The 16,975-nt window shown below is 46.5% G+C and carries 15 protein-coding genes; 9 read left to right on the top strand and 6 right to left on the bottom strand.

From position 1 onward, the window contains the following. Positions 1-83: 83 nt before the first annotated feature. The 3 genes from R7Q41_RS22555 to rarD all read right to left on the bottom strand — a co-directional run bounded on the left by R7Q41_RS22555 (position 84) and on the right by rarD (position 2,621). Positions 84-743 (bottom strand): LysE family translocator, encoded by a 660-nt coding sequence (locus tag R7Q41_RS22555; protein WP_318144668.1) that lies wholly within the window; start codon positions 741-743, stop codon positions 84-86. Positions 744-834: 91 nt separating this feature from the next. Next, the gene (locus R7Q41_RS22550) at positions 835-1,632 is read right to left on the bottom strand and encodes an AraC family transcriptional regulator (RefSeq protein WP_009696782.1); all 798 of its coding nucleotides are present in this window, start codon (positions 1,630-1,632) and stop codon (positions 835-837) included. A gap of 71 nt (positions 1,633-1,703) precedes the next feature. Continuing rightward, positions 1,704-2,621: an EamA family transporter RarD gene (gene rarD, locus R7Q41_RS22545; protein WP_005382912.1), complete on the bottom strand. Its 918-nt coding sequence runs from the start codon at positions 2,619-2,621 to the stop codon at positions 1,704-1,706. 178 nt (positions 2,622-2,799) lie between these two features. Between rarD and recQ the strand changes: the two genes are divergently transcribed. The 3 genes from recQ (at position 2,800) to R7Q41_RS22530 (ending at position 5,859) form a co-directional block, all read left to right on the top strand. Further along, positions 2,800-4,635, top strand: a complete 1,836-nt coding sequence (recQ, locus tag R7Q41_RS22540; protein ID WP_005451195.1) for an ATP-dependent DNA helicase RecQ — start codon at positions 2,800-2,802, stop codon at positions 4,633-4,635. 9 nt (positions 4,636-4,644) lie between these two features. Further along, a complete protein-coding gene (locus R7Q41_RS22535; RefSeq protein ID WP_054579633.1) occupies positions 4,645-4,950 on the top strand; it encodes a DUF3630 family protein in 306 nt (101 codons plus the stop codon). Between the two features lie 234 nt (positions 4,951-5,184). Beyond that, on the top strand, positions 5,185-5,859 hold the full coding sequence (locus R7Q41_RS22530) for a 7-cyano-7-deazaguanine/7-aminomethyl-7-deazaguanine transporter (RefSeq protein WP_005378770.1): 675 nt from the start codon (positions 5,185-5,187) through the stop codon (positions 5,857-5,859). Between the two features lie 223 nt (positions 5,860-6,082). Here R7Q41_RS22530 and R7Q41_RS22525 read toward each other — a convergent pair whose 3' ends face one another. The 3 genes from R7Q41_RS22525 to rhlB all read right to left on the bottom strand — a co-directional run bounded on the left by R7Q41_RS22525 (position 6,083) and on the right by rhlB (position 10,731). Beyond that, a complete protein-coding gene (locus R7Q41_RS22525; protein ID WP_318144667.1) occupies positions 6,083-7,726 on the bottom strand; it encodes a sugar nucleotide-binding protein in 1,644 nt (547 codons plus the stop codon). Between the two features lie 172 nt (positions 7,727-7,898). Continuing rightward, the gene (gppA, locus tag R7Q41_RS22520) at positions 7,899-9,392 is read right to left on the bottom strand and encodes a guanosine-5'-triphosphate,3'-diphosphate diphosphatase (RefSeq protein ID WP_005382885.1); all 1,494 of its coding nucleotides are present in this window, start codon (positions 9,390-9,392) and stop codon (positions 7,899-7,901) included. Positions 9,393-9,411: 19 nt separating this feature from the next. Next, positions 9,412-10,731: an ATP-dependent RNA helicase RhlB gene (gene rhlB / locus R7Q41_RS22515; protein WP_005378764.1), complete on the bottom strand. Its 1,320-nt coding sequence runs from the start codon at positions 10,729-10,731 to the stop codon at positions 9,412-9,414. Between the two features lie 111 nt (positions 10,732-10,842). Between rhlB and trxA the strand changes: the two genes are divergently transcribed. The 6 genes from trxA (at position 10,843) to fre (ending at position 16,662) form a co-directional block, all read left to right on the top strand. After that, the gene (gene trxA, locus R7Q41_RS22510; RefSeq protein ID WP_004745500.1) at positions 10,843-11,169 is read left to right on the top strand and encodes a thioredoxin TrxA; all 327 of its coding nucleotides are present in this window, start codon (positions 10,843-10,845) and stop codon (positions 11,167-11,169) included. 196 nt (positions 11,170-11,365) lie between these two features. Then, positions 11,366-12,625, top strand: coding sequence for a transcription termination factor Rho (gene rho, locus R7Q41_RS22505; RefSeq protein WP_005378757.1), 1,260 nt, complete (start codon positions 11,366-11,368; stop codon positions 12,623-12,625). Between the two features lie 105 nt (positions 12,626-12,730). Beyond that, positions 12,731-13,723, top strand: coding sequence for a hypothetical protein (locus tag R7Q41_RS22500; protein ID WP_005378756.1), 993 nt, complete (start codon positions 12,731-12,733; stop codon positions 13,721-13,723). Between the two features lie 91 nt (positions 13,724-13,814). Next, positions 13,815-15,668, top strand: coding sequence for a 4-hydroxy-3-polyprenylbenzoate decarboxylase (ubiD, locus tag R7Q41_RS22495; RefSeq protein ID WP_005378755.1), 1,854 nt, complete (start codon positions 13,815-13,817; stop codon positions 15,666-15,668). After that, a complete protein-coding gene (locus R7Q41_RS22490; protein WP_009696789.1) occupies positions 15,665-15,934 on the top strand; it encodes a 2Fe-2S iron-sulfur cluster-binding protein in 270 nt (89 codons plus the stop codon). Before ubiD ends, R7Q41_RS22490 begins: the two co-directional genes overlap by 4 nt. A gap of 14 nt (positions 15,935-15,948) precedes the next feature. Continuing rightward, entirely contained in the window at positions 15,949-16,662 is a 714-nt protein-coding gene (fre, locus tag R7Q41_RS22485) for an NAD(P)H-flavin reductase (RefSeq protein ID WP_005382872.1), read from the top strand. Positions 16,663-16,975 lie beyond the last annotated feature (313 nt).

Below are 16,975 nucleotides of genomic sequence, written 5' to 3'. Positions count from 1 at the left end.
CTTTCAGCTTGGCAGTCATGAAGAGTCACGTCGAGTCAGCAATCTTAGAAATGTCGATTGTGCTACGCTTTTAAATCAGTACTTTATCCGATAAAAGTGCTGATGGTTTGGTACAAAATACTGCCGCCCACGAGAGTAAATACCACGCCACACAGACCGTCGATGTAGATGCCTGCTTGTTGCAATTTACGTTGTAAGCGCTGCGTCGACAGCATCCATGCAAGGCTAGAGAACCAGAATAACGACAAGCCAAACAAGATGACCAAAGCAATACCTTTGCCAGTGATCGACATACCTGCGGGGACTAAGCTCGACATCAAACTGATAAAGAACACCAAAGCTTTTGGGTTAAGGATGTTGGTCGCAAATCCTTTAGCAAATGCCTGACGCTTATTGCTGATCACTAGGTTGTTTTGCTTCTTAGGTTGATCCGCTAGCGGGCTTTTGATCATCGAGATCACGGCGCGCAATGCACCAATACCTAAATAGAGCAGGTAACTTCCACCGAGCAGTTGCACCACGGAGTACAACACTGGGTGCTGGTGGACGATATAACTCACGCCTGTCAGGCTGAACAAAGAGTGCAGCAAAATACCGACAGACAATCCCAACGCAATGTACAAGCCAGTTTGACGACCATGACGCGTCGCGTTTTGTACGACCAACGCAAAGTCGGGACCGGGACTCATTAGGGCAATAAAGTGAATGCTGGCGAGCGTCAGCAATATGGTGGATTCATTCATAACACATCTCAAATATAACCAATGCGGCTATTGTCGTGGCAAGTCACCTGTGGCGCTTGTAAAAAACTGACAGCTTTCTCGGTAAATGAAATTAACGAGTCACTTGAGAAGGGGAAACGCCGTAGGTCTGTTTAAACGCTTTGCTGAAATGCGCTTGATCGTAGAAACCGATCTGATGGGCGACGTCGGTACCACATTGACCTGATTGTAGTAACTTCATGCCTTGTTCGAGGCGCAGGCGTGCAAACCATGCATAAGGCGTCATGCCGGTTTGCGCTTTAAAGTGGCGCTGGAACTGAGTTGGGCTGAGTTGGCACAGCTCTGAAAGTGAATCCAAACGCACCGCTTGGTCGAGGTTCGCCATTAGATAATCTTTTAACGTCCCAAGCGATTGATTCCCAAGTGGTACTACTTTTTGTCGCTCAAGCGATCCGTAGCGATCAAAAAGCTGGTTAAATCCTTCAAAAGGAAGGCAATCTTTGGTGAGTTGGCTGAGGTTTTCACGACGAAGTAGCCCATGTAAGTTACTAAGTTGTGAAAATATCTGTGGATCCGAGATGATCAGTTCGTTGAAGTGTATTATTTGACCGTTTTGCTTAAGATCAGCCAGATCGCTCAATAGGTGAGGTTCGATCGCAAATACATTCACTTCATAGCCACTTTCGAGCTTAGATTGCCCGTCGTGCAGCTCATCTGGCGGCATTATCACAATTTGCCCGTGACCAACTTGGTGGCTGTTACCTTGGTATTGGAACTTCTGCGCACCATGCGTGATCAGGCCGAGATGAAAATCCAGATGGTAATGCCTTTGAAAAGCAAATTTCTGGTATTTCGCCTCTATTAGACTCAAGTTGTCATGGTCGGTTGCGTAGTACTGAATATGTTCCATTAAATAAAAAAGCTTGGTCACATTATGACCAAGCTTATCTGGCAATTTCTAACTTGTCTTGTAAAAAACGATCACTGTGGCTGAACGATTCGGCGTGAGCGACGGTTATTACGTAATCCATCAAAGCTAAACACGACTAGTGCTCCCCAAATAAAGACGAAAGTGATCGCTTTATCCATGGTAAAGGGTTCGCCATACATCAATACTGCAAGTAAAAACATTAAGCTTGGGCCTATATATTGGAAAAAGCCCAAAGTCGATAATTTGAGTCTTGTTGCTGCACCCGTAAAGCACAGCAGTGGCAGGGTTGTTATAACCCCAGCTGCGATCAACAAACTATTTAACGTAAGTGGATTCGTAAGCATATTTGAGGTTGGTGTATCGGCAACAAAAAGCAAATAAACAGCGGCCACTGGCAGTAGAAGTAATGTCTCAATAAACAAGCCAGTTTTTGCATCGACACTGACTTTCTTTCTTAATAAGCCATAAAAGCCGAAGCTCATTGCTAACGCCATCGCAACAACGGGTACGGAGCCAAATACAATCAGTTGAACGAGTACGCCACAACCTGCCAATACAACCGCGAACCACTGTAATTTACGCAGTCGCTCACCAAGGAAGACCATCCCGAGTAAGACGTTGATCAGTGGATTAATGTAATAACCTAAGCTGGCGTCGAGCATATGATTCGAGTTTACCGCCCAAATGAAAATCAACCAATTGCCGCCAATTAACATGGAACTTGCGATCAGGTAAGCGATTTTCGTTTTGTCTTTCGCGATGTGGTAAGCCGAGCGCCAGTGACGGCCAAAATGGAGGAGTGCAGCAAGCAAAAAGAAAGACCATATCACTCGGTGGCTGAGAATTTCCAAAGGAGATACTTGTGCGATGGACTTAAAGTACATCGGCGCAATGCCCCACATGGTATACGCGCCAATCGCTAGCAAGATGCCTTGCCGCGCGCGTTGTTGTTCGTCTTCTGGTGTCATGAAGTGTCACCTAATTGTGTGTTTTATAGAGCAGAAAATCAGTATACGAGTCGTGATGCGAAACACCTAACAATTTGCGGTTTTATTCACCATGAAACCCCATTACAATGTGCCCTCACTTTGTGTGCCAGTGGTATGCATAAGCACCTCTTTTTTAAGACCCAATCTGAGACTTTTCATGACCTCGACCTTGTTAGCCGAACAATCTGATTCGCCTGTAACGCCTCAACGTGTGTTGGAGGATGTGTTTGGTTACCAAGAGTTCCGTGATGGTCAGCAGTTGGTGATTGATGCTGCGGTAGAAGGTCGCGACAGCTTAGTTATCCTGCCTACTGGTGGCGGTAAGTCGCTGTGTTATCAAATCCCTGCTTTGGTTCGCTCTGGTATTACTTTGGTGATTTCTCCGCTTATCTCGCTGATGAAAGACCAAGTGGACCAGCTTAAAGCCAACGGTGTAGCGGCTGAATGCATTAACTCGACCATGCCTCGTGAAGAACTGCTCAGCGTATATAACCGCATGCACACTGGTCATCTTAAGTTGGTGTACGTCTCACCAGAACGCGTATTGATGCGTGATTTCATTGAGCGCTTGGAAAACTTGCCGCTATCGATGATTGCTGTCGATGAAGCGCACTGTATTTCCCAGTGGGGACACGATTTTCGGCCAGAATACGCCGCGCTTGGTCAGCTTAAGCAGCAGTTTTCCCATGTGCCATTTATGGCGCTGACGGCGACAGCAGATGACGCAACGCGCCGAGATATTCTTGAACGCCTGCAACTGAATAATCCAGAGGTTTACCTAGGCAGCTTCGACCGTCCCAACATTCGCTACAACTTAGTTGAGAAGCACAAGCCGGTTTCGCAAATCGTTCGTTATCTTGAAACCCAAAAGGGGAATTGCGGCATCATCTATTGTGGTAGCCGTAAGAAAGTTGAGATGGTGACCGAGAAGCTGTGCAACAACCACATTCGTGCTGCTGGTTATCACGCAGGTATGGATGCCGATGAGCGCGCTTACGTTCAAGAAGCTTTCCAACGCGATGATATCCAGATCGTGGTGGCGACCGTGGCATTCGGTATGGGCATCAACAAACCAAACGTGCGTTTTGTGGTTCACTTTGATATCCCGCGCAATATCGAATCCTACTATCAGGAAACGGGTCGTGCAGGGCGTGATGGTTTGCCTGCGGAAGCCATGATGTTGTATGACCCAGCGGACATCAGTTGGCTGCGTCGTATGTTGGATGAGAAAGACGACGGTCCACAGAAGCAGGTGGAAACCCACAAACTGAATGCGATGAGTGCCTTTGCTGAGGCGCAGACTTGTCGCCGTCAGGTGCTATTGAATTACTTTGGTGAGTATCGTGAGAAGCCATGTGGCAACTGCGATATTTGCTTAGATCCACCGAAACACTTTGATGCCACGGAAGAAGCGCGTAAGGCGTTGTCTTGTGTGTATCGTGTTAATCAGAGCTTTGGTATGGGCTACGTGGTAGAAGTGCTACGTGGCATGCAAAACATTCGTGTACGTGAAAACGGGCACGATAAGATTTCTACCTACGCGATAGGGCGCGATCACAGCCACGATTACTGGGTGAGTATCTTCCGTCAGTTAATCCACAAAGGGCTGCTGTTCCAAAACATCACGCGTAACTCAACGCTGCAACTTACTGAAGAGGCGCGTCCGCTGCTACGTGGCGATGTGACTCTGGAGTTAGCGGTTCCGCGTTTAGACACTGCAGCACGTGCGGCGAAGTCGGACAAACTGACCAGCAAGAACTACGACAAAAAGCTGTTTGCTAAGTTACGTAAGCTGCGTAAGTCGATTGCTGATGAAGATGGTTTGCCACCATACGTGGTCTTTAGTGATGCGACTCTGATTGATATGGCGGAGATCTTGCCAACGTCTTACGGCGAAATGTTGGCAGTCAGCGGCGTTGGTCAGCGCAAACTGGAGAAGTACGCCGATCCATTCCTCGATTTGATTCAAGAACACATTACTCACCACGGATAAGGAACCAAGATGCAAAAGGAATTTGGCTTAGCGGACTACATGGCACAAGAAGGGCGCTTAATCATTACCGCGCCGAGCTTTGACCTTGATAGCTTTCCTGCTTTAGGTGAGCGTTTAGTTGTCTTGCTTTCTGCTACTGTGGTGGAAAAGCAGTGGGATGCGGACATTCACTCTTGGCTGATCGACTTTGAAGGTTGCCGACTGTTTATGAAAGCAGAGCATTACAGCGAAGCGATTTGGTTTGAAGCGTTAGCGATTGAAGAGAGCAGGGAAGAGTTGGATTATCTTGCAGGATTGTTCCAGCGCGGCTTCTAAAAATAGAATTTTTCTTGAAAGGGTGTTTCACATGAAACACCCTTTTTTATGCTTAAACGTTTGCGTAAAACAGACGACTTGCGGCGAAAAGTGGTTAATGTATAATCGCCCACCGCTTCGCTCAGAATGAGCCAAGCCAGTTTATTTTTCATTTTACATTGTTGGTAAGAGCCACTTTATTCAGTGACTCGATTTGGGTTCCCTCACCCCCAAACCAAACTAAAAAGGTATCGCATGAGTAACTTTACCCCTGCGCAGCAGCGCAACGCCCTTATCTATCTGGTTCTATTCCACCTAGTCATTATTGCATCTAGCAATTACCTAGTTCAGCTACCGTTTACTATTTTCGGTTTCCATACCACTTGGGGCGCATTCACTTTCCCATTTATATTCCTAGCGACTGACTTAACTGTGCGTATTTTCGGTGCTCAGTTGGCGCGTAAGATTATCTTCTTAGTGATGTTGCCTGCTTTGGCAGTGTCTTACTTCTTATCGGTGGTGTTCTTCGAAGGTCAATTCCAAGGTTTTGGTCACCTAGGGGAATTTAACTTATTCGTTGCTCGTATCGCGATTGCTAGCTTCATGGCGTACCTACTTGGTCAGATCATGGATGTGCACGTGTTCAACCGCCTACGTCAAATGAAGCAATGGTGGGTGGCACCAACGTGTTCAACGCTTTTCGGTAATGCACTTGATACCATCGCTTTCTTCGCCATTGCGTTCTATCAAAGCCCAGATCCATTTATGGCAGAGCATTGGACGGAAATCGCGCTGGTGGATTACGGCTTCAAACTGATTATCAGTCTTGGTTTGTTCGTTCCGATGTACGGCGTATTACTGAATTACCTAATTAAGAAGCTGACTGCGGTGAACCCTGACTTTAAGGTGACGACAAGCGTTCAGTCTTAATATCAGTGGGAACCCCGAAAGCCGCTTGCTTAAATCAAGCGGCTTTTTTGTACCTGCTTACTGGGATTTAGAGGGTTTTGTACAGCGTGGGGAGCAATTAGATCATGGGTGTCCAAAAGCTCCCTGAGCTGTACGAAGGTAAAAATGGAGTAATAAAAAAGGTCCCGAGTGAGACCTTTTTATCGAAGTTACGGAACGTAGAGGAAGCTAGTTGGTGAAATGGCTAACGGAGCATCTTCTCAATCAAAATGGCTTTTTGCGCATCGAAGGCGCCAAGTTGCAGGCCGTTCTCCCAACTGATGCTTTGATTGAACATCGCCAGCATCAAACCGACACTGCGTTGATTGGCGTCCTGCCAGCAATCAGATTCGCTGTACTCTCCATCATTTATCGCGTTGCCATTAACGAGAATGGGCTCGAAACGCCATTTTTCGCCGACACGGTAGTAGCCTTTACTGGTTAAGGTCTGGTTGGATTGAATCGTTAAAATGTGCTCGATGCCCGGCTCACCGGTTAATTCAAATACAAATCTTAGCTGGTGGTCGCCACATTGCAGCTCAACGATCAGTTGGCCGTTTTCCTCAATCAGTGTTGACTGAGAGTAGTCTCCGAAGCAGTGCAGCAACCAAGAAATAGGGTGACTGGCTGTTTCAAGAAACCACTCTTTGAGTGTGAAGGTGCCCGGTAGGTTAACTTGGGTGATTAGATTGACCACACAAGGTTGGGTTTGCGAGGTGAGCCATTTCTCTATCGTCTTGGCGGTCTCTAGCTGAGCAAAGGCGTAATTAACCAATAGGTTGGAGTTCGGTTGCTGCCAGTGAGTGATGTCGGAATTCAATCCCACCAATGGCTTTTCACAAATCAGCTTGGTTGAACCTAACGTCTTTATGATCTCTGCATGAGTATGCGCAGGTGTCGCGATGGTCACGACATCGAGTTGTTTGAGTGCGCTGATGTTCGTTTCTGCCTTTAGGATTGCTTCCTCACTGCACGCTTGCTGAAGCGGTTCTATTTGGTTGGCGCATAACGTTGTAACCGATACACCATTGTTTCGATAGTGGGGAATGTGCGTGCGTCCCCAGTTGATTCCTATGATGCCGGCTTGCTGGATTTGCTCTGGCTTGTTGAAACGTTCACTCAATGGCGGCAAGGCAATTCGTTCATCGGTTAGACGTTGGTCATGGTGATAGTCATTGCTTGGCAGCACTTGCCATGGTTTGTTGTAATGCTGTTTGAGTGCACAAACGAGTTCGTAGAAATTCCACTTATCTTTTAAGTTGCTATCAAGGTGATATAAACCGGCTTCGTTCCGCTCAATAAGCTGCAAAAAGGCGAGTGCAGTATCGTCCATATGAGAAGTCGCGGGATACCAAGCTGTGCTAGCGGTAATAACGCCGTACTCTTCATGTTGGCGGTCGAGATGCGCCAACATGTTATTGCCTTCTGCTTGGTGATGGAGCTGCCAACCAATTCGAGCAACCATCGCATCTGGATTTGCTTGCCAGATTGCATCTTCACAACGAACTTTGTATTTGCCGTAATCATCTTGGGTGTTTCTTTCTTCAAAGATGCCATAAGGCCCGTTTTTTGTGGCATCAAATACTATTGCTGTGCTGACAAAGAGGTAAGGAATATTATGGCGTTTGCATTGCTCACCAAGCCACGCTGCCCACTCTTCACTTCCCATCGCCATATGGCACACCGCATTGATGTGGTGTTGCTGCCAAAATTGTTCACTTTGCTGTAGATCATCCGGCGGGATTTGGTGGTGATTCCACTCCAATATGTTCCAGCCGCGTAGGTGAAACTGATGAGCGACTTTTGGGGCGAGGGTGCCAGTTAAGCCAGTCATTAAAACGGTTTTCATGATGGTGCATCTTGGTTGGCTAAATTGTGTTTATCAATAAAGCATGGCTGTTTTTCGATGTAGAGCGGAGAAGCTGAGATTTTTGCTGGGCAGCACGTTTTGTAGGGGAAGTAGATGCAAAAAAGCCCAAGCGAACGCCTGGGCTTTAGTATTGTAAGGCAGTGATATTCGCTTATTTTGCTACGATATTTAATGGCCAGCCGATGTCTGTCTGACGGTTGGATTCAATTTCCAACTCAGCCGCAGTCAGTGGGTTTTTCTCTAGCCATTGCGCATCAATGTGTAACGTTAGATTGTCGCCTTCAACTGTTAGAGTCACATTTGGCTCTAGATCAGGATTGCGACGATGGCTGAGTAGAACCGCAAGACGCAACAGTCTCAATACTCGTTTGGCACTTGAGCCTGATAATGCATGCTGCTCAGGTAAAGAAGTGAGCTGTTCGCGATAGCGACGAGCCACTTCACCAATAAAGAACTTCTGTGCGCGCGTGTAACCAGGCAGATCCAAATTCTGTAGCAAGTAAGCACTATGCTCTCCGCCTTTTTTGAAATCGATAGTTAAGCCAATTTCATGCAGTTTTGCGGCGGTCTCGAGTAATATCTTGCCCTGAGGCTCTGTAATCCACTCATCGCCCCCAGCTTGCTGTAAAAGCGTGTGTGCCAGAGTAGCGACTTGTTCGCCGTATTGGTGATCGAGCTGATAACGATTTTGTACACTAGCGATAGTGCGGGCACGAATGTCTTCTTGACGAAGCTCTTCAACCATCTCATACACTAAGCCTTCGCGTAGTGCGCCGCCAGCCAGTGTCATAGCATCGATTTCAAGCAATTCAAAAACGGCAATCAAAATAGAGAGGCCACTAGGGAACACTAATGCGCGCTCAAGTGTTAAGCCTTCAATATCTAGCTCTTCTAAATGGTCGGCCAACATGGCTTGCTTCTGTAGACGCTTGAGTTTGGAGTGAGTGATTACTTCGTCCATGCCTTGCGCCAGCATTATCTCTTGCAATGCCTGAACAGTGCCTGATGCACCAACACACACATCCCAACCAATTTCTGTATAACGTTCTAAAATCGGCTGGATGGTCTGTTTCGCTCCTTCAATTGCCGCGTCAAAGTTACGAGCATTCAATTGGCGATCTTTAAAGAAGTTTTCAAGCCAAGTCACGCAGCCCATTTTTAAGCTGGTCAGTGCTTTGGCTTCGAAACCTTCACCGATAATCAGTTCGGTACTTGCTCCACCGATATCGACTACAAGGCGACGACCACTACCGCCAGAGGTGTGAGCGACACCTTTATAGATAGTGGCAGCTTCTTCTTCACCAGTAATCACTTCGATAGGCTGGCCTAGAATTTGGTTAGCCTTTTCTAAAAACACATCTACATTGGTCGCGGTACGTAATGTTGCAGTACCGACGATGCGAATGTTTTGTTTAGGAATGTCCTGCAAGCGTTCCGCAAATAGACTTAAGCAGTCCCATCCTCGCTGCATAGCTTCCATACTAAGAGAATTATGTTCATCTAAGCCCGCTGCTAGACGAACTTTGCGCTTAATTTTAGCCATTGTTTGAACGCTGCCATCGATGTGACGCACAACGAGCATGTGAAAACTGTTCGACCCGAGGTCGATGGCGGCATATAGCGGTGATGATCCTGCTTGACTCATAAACGAACTCAGTTTCCTATTACGATTGTTTTGGTGCCGATTGACGCGGTTGGCGTGGACGACGTCCCTGCGGCTTACGGTTACCAGAACCAGAACGGGTACCGCCAGTATTCGTGCGGCGCTGTTGGTTGCGTGGTGCACGCATACGAATCGGAGCCGGTAGATCTTGAATCAGTGCCGACGAATCGTACTCTGAAACTGGGATTGTATGCTCAATGTATTCTTCGATTGCTGGTAGGTTAACCGCGTACTCTTCACAAGCAAAACTGATCGAATGACCGCTCGCACCAGCGCGACCAGTACGGCCAATACGGTGAACATAATCTTCACAGTCGTCAGGAAGGTCGTAGTTGAAAACGTGCGTTACCTGAGGAATATGCAGGCCACGCGCTGCAACGTCAGTTGCAACTAAGATGTCGACATCACCTTTGGTGAATTGCTCAAGAATCTTCTCACGCTTCTTCTGCGGTACATCGCCAGTAAGAAGGCCTACACGATGTCCATCGGCAGCCAAATGACCCCAAACCGATTCACACTTATGCTTGGTATTGGCAAAAATGATAGCGCGATCTGGCCACTCTTCTTCAATTAGTGTTTGAAGCAGCGCCATTTTGTCTTCATTCGAAGGATAGAAAAGCTCTTCCTGGATACGGTGGCCAGTTTTTTGTTCTGGTTCGACAACGACATGCTCAGGAGTATTCATGTGTTCGAATGCCAGTTCTTGAACGCGGTAAGACAGCGTTGCTGAGAACAGCATGTTCAAACGCTCTTTTGGCTCAGGCATACGACGGAACAAGAAGCGAATGTCTTTAATAAAGCCAAGATCGAACATGCGGTCGGCTTCGTCCAGAACAACAGCTTGAATGTTGTTGAGGTTAAATACGCGCTGTTTGTAGAAATCGATGATACGGCCTGTTGTTCCGATCAGAATATCTACGCCGTCTTGCAGTTTCGCAAGTTGCTTGTCGTAGCTTTCACCACCGTAAGCTAGAGCGGTTTTTAGACCTGTGCTTTCAGTTAATGATTCTGCATCATTGTAAATCTGAATAGCGAGCTCACGTGTAGGCGCCATAATAATTGCGCGTGGCTGTGTAGGCTTACGACCTTCATGTTCCGGAGTCGTCAGAAGGTGGTTGAACGTAGCAGTAAGAAACGCGAGCGTTTTACCAGTACCCGTTTGGGCCTGGCCTGCGATGTCTTGGCCGGTGAGCAGGACCGGCAACGCCAAGGCTTGGATAGGGGTACAAAATTCGAACCCTTTTTTGTCCAATCCTTCAATAACTTGGGGCTTTAAGCCCAAATCGGCGAACTTTTGCTCTGTGATATGCGTCTTTTTCATGGCTATAGAATATCAGCTAAAGCTTGCAATACGAAAGTAAATACATTCCAATAGGGCATCTAATTACTGGTTATCATCCAACCAGTTTCGAAAAACACATTGGAGTGGAAGATGAGTGATAAGATTTTGCAGCTAACTGATGACGGTTTTGAAAACGATGTAATCAACGCTGCAGGCCCGGTTCTAGTGGATTTTTGGGCAGAATGGTGTGGTCCTTGTAAAATGATCGCTCCTATTTTGGACGAAATCGCAGACGAGTACGAAGGCAAACTCACTATCGGTAAACTAAACATCGACCATAACGCAGGTACACCACCTAAGTTTGGTATTCGCGGCATTCCAACGCTATTACTATTTAAAGATGGTAACGTAGCGGCAACGAAAGTAGGTGCTCTGTCTAAAACTCAACTAAAAGAGTTCCTAGACGCAAACTTATAATCACCAAGTGATTACAGATAAAACCGTGCAAAGTTACAATGCACGGTTTTGTTTTTCTAACTCTGGACTAGAATACTAATTAGTGCTAACTTATCGCGCGTTAATTGAACAAATTTCTCTTCTTGGTCGATCCTGAGACCAAATCCATCTTAACTAGAAAACAGATCTTATTTTGACTAAACAAGAATCCACCACCATGAACCTTACCGAACTGAAGAACAGACCTGTGTCTGACCTTGTAAAACTGGGCGAAAGCTTAGGATTAGAGAACCTAGCTCGCTTAAGAAAACAAGACATCATCTTCGCGATTTTAAAAGCGCACGCTAAAGGCGGCGAAGACATCTTTGGCGATGGGGTTCTGGAAATTCTGCAAGACGGCTTTGGTTTCCTACGCAGTGCAGATAGTTCATACCTTGCGGGTCCGGACGATATCTACGTATCACCAAGTCAGATTCGTCGCTTTAACCTACGTACTGGTGACTCTATCGCTGGCAAAATTCGTCCACCAAAAGACGGTGAACGTTACTTTGCCCTTCTAAAAGTCAATACCGTTAACGACGATAAACCAGACAACGCCCGTAACAAGATCCTATTTGAAAACCTTACCCCTCTACATGCGAATGAGCGCATGGTTATGGAGCGTGGTAACGGTTCAACAGAAGACATTACAGCACGTGTTTTAGACTTGGCATCGCCAATCGGTAAAGGTCAACGTGGTCTGATTGTTGCTCCGCCTAAAGCGGGTAAAACAATGCTTCTGCAAAACATCGCGCAAAGCATCGCGTACAACCACCCAGAGTGTGAGTTGATGGTTCTTCTTATCGACGAACGTCCAGAAGAAGTAACCGAGATGCAACGCCTAGTTAAAGGTGAAGTGGTTGCGTCGACTTTCGATGAGCCAGCATCTCGTCACGTACAAGTAGCGGAAATGGTGATCGAGAAGGCAAAACGTCTTGTTGAACATAAGAAAGACGTGGTTATCTTGCTTGACTCTATCACTCGCCTAGCTCGTGCTTACAACACCGTAGTGCCTTCATCAGGTAAAGTACTAACAGGTGGTGTGGATGCAAACGCATTACATCGTCCTAAGCGTTTCTTCGGTGCTGCACGTAACGTAGAAGAAGGCGGCAGCCTAACTATCATCGCAACGGCACTAGTAGATACTGGTTCTAAAATGGATGAAGTTATCTACGAAGAGTTCAAGGGTACAGGTAACATGGAACTGCACTTGAACCGTAAGATTGCTGAGAAGCGTGTATTCCCTGCGATTGACTTCAACCGCTCAGGTACACGTCGAGAAGAGCTACTGACGAAGACTGACGAACTACAGAAGATGTGGATTCTGCGTAAGATTGTTCACCCAATGGGCGAAATCGACGCAATGGAATTCCTAATCGACAAGCTAGCGATGACGAAGACCAACGATGAGTTCTTCGATGCGATGCGTCGTCAATAGTCTCAAATAGTCATTCTGCGAAAAGCCACCGTATATCGGTGGCTTTTTTATTGCTTTCTCCCGATAGAAGTATCAGAATGAAGGAAATGTTATCGGGAGGTTAACATGCAACAAGGAATGTTGTCGTCATTACTCCTGAGCTTGTCACTTATCACTCTACCTGCGACATTATCTGCCAAGGAAATGCATGAGTCTGTAGTAGAGCAGTGGCTTCAGGATACTCAAATACAGACTAAAGTCTCTGAACTGCTTGATTACGCTGTCAGAGATGAAGTCGACTCGCTTAAATTCGCCCTTGATAGACTTGCTTTGCCTCAACAAGAGGTGGTGCGCTTTCAATTATTGGAAAAGCTTGAAAAGCAAGATGTGATTCTCACGCCTCGAATGGCTCTGTTTGTTGAGTCCCAGATCCGTATGACCCCGACTTATCAAGTGTTAGAGCGAGGTGATGGGTATGAATTTAGTGTACCCGCTTTTAACTTTCCCGTTATTGCGAGTCGCTTGATTAAGCGCTGGAAACAAGACCAAAGTACCTTGGACTTTGTCTTACAAGCTGAACGAAGAGAGCTTAACTTAAAGCAATGGCTTACAGGGCCATCTCAACAAGCTCAAGCGCGTGAAGCGCTTTTGATTCGAGAGTTAGACAGCTTATCACCCAATGCGCTTGCTGCATTAACGGCCCAGTTAACCAAAGCAAATGTGACCAGTTGGTTACCATCGACGGCCGTGATAGTCAGGTTGGCACAAGTTAGTCAGGATGAGGAAGTGTACAACTTACTCTGGCGGATGAAAGCTGATTACAACAGCCAGTCCGAACTTGAGCGTTTAGCTGCGGTTGGAGACGTTTTTTCCATTCAGCAATTGATGAATGCCACAGTTAACCCATCACTCAAGCCAGAAGCTATTAGTCTACTTACAAAATCTAACCCTCTATCTCCGCAAGTAAAGCAGTTTCTAGTTAGAAAAATGGCGTTATCAGAAGAAGCAACCATGGTTGCTCGAGAGCTTGCTCAACAAGGGCATCAAACCTGGTTGGAAGAGTTAGTATCTTCGAACCATCAGATAAAGACTCGGCAGATTGAACAAGTATTAAAGTAATCTGGCTCACATACCCACACAAAATAGGAGGATCTTAGCGTCCTCCTATTTGTTATACTGCGGACAGTTTAATCAGCCAGCATGAAGGCCTATGAGTTTTAAGGATTTACGCGAATTTATCGACCACCTAGAACAGAAAGGTCGACTTAAACGCATCACTCACCCTGTCGATCCCGCTTATGAAATGACAGAAATCAGCGACCGCACCTTGCGTGCTGGTGGACCTGCGCTGTTGTTTGAGAACCCAATCGGCTACGACGTACCTGTTTTGACTAACCTGTTTGGTACACCAGAGCGTGTCGCAATCGGCATGGGACGTGAAGACGTTAAAGAATTAAGAGAAGTCGGTAAGCTGCTGGCTTATTTAAAAGAACCTGAGCCACCAAAAGGCTTCAAAGACGCTTTAGAAAAACTGCCTGTGTTCAAACAAGTATTGAACATGCCGGCTAAGCGTTTACGTAAAGCACCATGCCAAGACATTGTTTGGCAAGGTGATGAAGTCGACTTGGATAAGATTCCGGTAATGAGCTGCTGGGCAGAAGATGTAGCGCCACTGCTTACTTGGGGCTTAACCGTAACCAAAGGTCCAAATAAGAAACGTCAGAACCTAGGCATTTACCGTCAGCAGAAAATTGCCAAGAACAAAATCATCATGCGTTGGTTAGCCCATCGTGGTGGTGCGCTTGATCTGCGCGATTGGATGGAAACCAACCCAGGTAAACCTTTCCCAGTTTCGGTCGCGTTTGGTGCAGACCCAGCAACCATTCTTGGCGCAGTAACACCAGTGCCAGATACGCTATCGGAATACGCATTTGCAGGTTTGCTACGTGGAAGCAAAACGGAAGTCGTGAAGTCAGTCAGCAACGATTTGGAAGTGCCAGCGAGCGCGGAAATCGTGATGGAAGGCTATATCGACCCGAACGAGTTTGCTGATGAAGGTCCTTACGGTGACCACACTGGCTACTATAACGAAAAAGAAAAGCACCACGTATTTACTATTACGCACATTACTATGCGTAAAGACCCTATTTATCACAGCACCTACACAGGTCGTCCGCCAGATGAACCAGCTGTATTGGGTGTGGCATTAAACGAAGTGTTTGTGCCTATTCTGCAAAAGCAATTCCCAGAGATTGAAGACTTCTATCTTCCGCCAGAAGGTTGTTCGTACCGAATGGCCGTCGTCACCATGAAGAAGCAGTACCCAGGACATGCCAAGCGCGTAATGATGGGCGTGTGGTCTTTCTTACGTCAATTCATGTATACCAAGTTTGTTATTGTGTGCGATGAATCGGTAAACGCACGAGATTGGAATGATGTCGTGAAAGCCATGTCAGAGCATATGGATCCTGTACGTGATACCTTGATGATAGATAACACGCCAATCGACTCGCTCGACTTTGCTTCACCAGTGGTTGGGCTTGGCTCCAAAATGGGCTTGGATGCGACCATTAAATGGGATGCCGAGCTGGCGACGCGAACCGAGGTCACTGAGCGAGACAGCAAAGCGATTACCGAAGCAGAACTAAATGAGTTGAAACAGCAACGCCCTGAGATTGTTGACGTCTATCTTCCAGTTACAGCAAACAACCAATTTGCTGTCGTGACTATGAAGAAAGACCAAGCTGGTCAATCCCAAGAATTGATGGAACATCTATGGGGCTTCTTTGCTCAGTACACGGATAACAAATTCATCATTTTGTGCGACGATGACGTTAATGCACGAGATTGGAATGACATCATTTGGGCGGTGACAACTCGAATGGACCCAGATAGAGACACGATTCAAGTGCTTGGTAAGACTGAGAGTTCATCCCAATTAGGACTGGATGCGACCAACAAGTTCGAATCTGAAGTCACGCGCGAGTGGGGTACGCCTATCAAAAAAGATCCTAAACTTGTGGCTAAAGTCGATGAGATTTGGGACCAGTTAGGTATTCTATGAGTCATCAAGTCCACCTTCTACCAATGGACGTTACGTTCCAAGTAAAAGAAGGGGAGACGGTGTTGGAAGCTGCGCTCAACAACAATATTCGCTTCCCGCACCGTTGCCAAGTTGGCGCTTGCGCCATGTGCATGTGTAAAAAGCTAACGGGCGAGGTGAGCTATCACCTCGAACCGATGCTAACCGAAAAAGAGCAACAGCAAGGTTGGATATTCCCTTGCCAAGCCTATACAGAAAGTAATTTAGTGCTTACTTTTGACGAGTAAGCGAGAGGAACACCATGACCATCCAATGTAAAGTAAAGTCTATTCAGCCGTTAGCTTGTAATACTTACCAAATCCTTCTTCATCCAGAATCACCAGTGCCTTTTAAAGCGGGTCAGTACCTAATGGTGGTGATGGGTGAAAAAGACAAACGTCCTTTCTCTATCGCAAGCAGCCCTTGTCGTCATGAAGGTGAACTTGAACTGCACATCGGTGCGGCGGAACACAACGCTTATGCACAAGAAGTTGTCGAAGCAATGCAAGCGGCGCTTGAAACTGATGGTCAGATTGAAATTGATGCGCCACATGGCGATGCTTGGGTTCAAGAAGAAAGCGAACGCCCATTATTATTAATTGCTGGTGGTACAGGCTTCAGTTACGTTCGCTCGATTCTGGATCACTGCGTAGCGCAGAATAAAACCAATCCTATCTATTTATATTGGGGGGCGCGCGATAACTGCCAGCTTTATGCTAAAGACGAACTGGTCGAGATTGCCGACAAGTTTGCCAATGTTCACTTTGTGCCAGTAGTAGAAGAAGCTCCTGCAGACTGGCAAGGTAAAGTTGGTAACGTGCTACAAGCTGTAGCTGAAGATTTCGAAAGCTTAGAAAACTACGATATCTATATTGCAGGTCGTTTTGAAATGGCTGGCGCAGCACGTGAACAGTTCACTCAGAACAAGAAAGCGAAGAGCGAACGTATGTTCGCAGACGCGTACGCATTCATTTAAATACGGCTTTTGATACAGAAAAAGAGGGTTTTTTACCCTCTTTTGTGCTTTTTTGATGAAATAGTCATCGAACAGTCAGTTTTTTGCATTTTTTTTCAAAAAAGGGTTGCGAACGGATCTGAGTTCCCTATAATGCGCATCCACCGACACGGCAGACGCGATAAGGCTTCAGCAGGGTCGGAGAGGTGAAAGCTTCTACGAAAAATAAAATTGAAAAAGTGTTTGACACTGTCAATTAAATCGCTAGAATGCACCTCCGCTTTGAGAGAAAAACTTCTCGCAAAGCAAGCTCTTTAACAATATAGACCTATCA

Origin of the sequence: Vibrio sp. 2096 (assembly GCF_033339595.1) — a bacterium.
In the GTDB taxonomy this organism is placed as follows: domain Bacteria; phylum Pseudomonadota; class Gammaproteobacteria; order Enterobacterales; family Vibrionaceae; genus Vibrio; species Vibrio alginolyticus.
Note: the sequence above shows the minus strand (reverse complement) of the source record. Positions and strands in the feature narration are given on the sequence as shown.